This is a genomic window from Acinetobacter sp. Colony158 (assembly GCF_019264745.1).
Classification (GTDB): domain Bacteria; phylum Pseudomonadota; class Gammaproteobacteria; order Pseudomonadales; family Moraxellaceae; genus Acinetobacter; species Acinetobacter ursingii.
Window position 1 is genome coordinate 1,110,878 of record NZ_CP078523.1, and the last position, 712, is coordinate 1,111,589.

2 protein-coding genes and 1 pseudogene are annotated in these 712 nt (G+C 37.5%); all 3 read left to right on the forward strand.

Annotation, left to right across the window (positions count from 1 at the left end; all coding sequences use genetic code 11):
* Positions 1-144: pseudogene (locus JR005_RS15225) on the forward strand (hypothetical protein); the annotation flags it as partial.
* Between the two features lie 12 nt (positions 145-156).
* Complete coding sequence (locus JR005_RS04290) at positions 157-585, forward strand: low molecular weight protein-tyrosine-phosphatase (RefSeq protein ID WP_218665618.1); 429 nt, start codon at positions 157-159, stop codon at positions 583-585.
* Positions 586-605: 20 nt separating this feature from the next.
* On the forward strand, positions 606-712 hold a 107-nt coding region (locus JR005_RS15230; protein WP_416378511.1), incomplete at its 3' end, for a hypothetical protein.

The window sequence follows — 712 nt, forward strand, 5'->3', positions numbered from 1 at the left end:
GCGTTGGCCAATCAATTTCAAATGCAAAAAAATGATATCGTCTATATTGATGCAACTGGATTAACTCGCTGGCAGCGTATTATGAACCAGATCGTACCATTCTCTAGCGCATTGTATACCTTTGACCAATTGGGCAAAAACTAGGCGAACTCACGAATGCAAATACAAAATATCTTAGTGGTTTGTGTTGGAAATATTTGTCGTAGCCCAATGGCAGAGTATTTTTTAAAACAATCTTACCCAGCGCTTAATATAGAGTCAGCAGGAATTTCTGGCTTGATTGGCGAAGGCGCTGATGCTAAAGCGATTCAATGCATGGATGTACTCAATATTGATATGCGTCCACATGTAGCGCGTAAGCTGAATAGTGATTTAATCAAAAAAGCCGATTTAATTTTAGTGATGAGCTTAAATCAACAAAAGCATTTAGAGCAGACTTGGCCTTTTGCAAAAGGTAAAGTGTTTCGACTTGGACATTGGCAACATAAAAATGTGCCTGATCCTTATCAACACGATCAAGCGTTTTTTGATGAAACCTGCCGTAATATTCAGGCTTACGTGTCTGACTGGAAATCACATATTTAATTTTAAGTAGTTGCATACCCATGAGTCAAAATTCAACAACAACTGAAGACACCATTGATTTAAAAGAGCTATTTTTCTCTTTGATTGCGCAATGGAAAATTATCGCGCTGTGCATTATTTTGAGTTT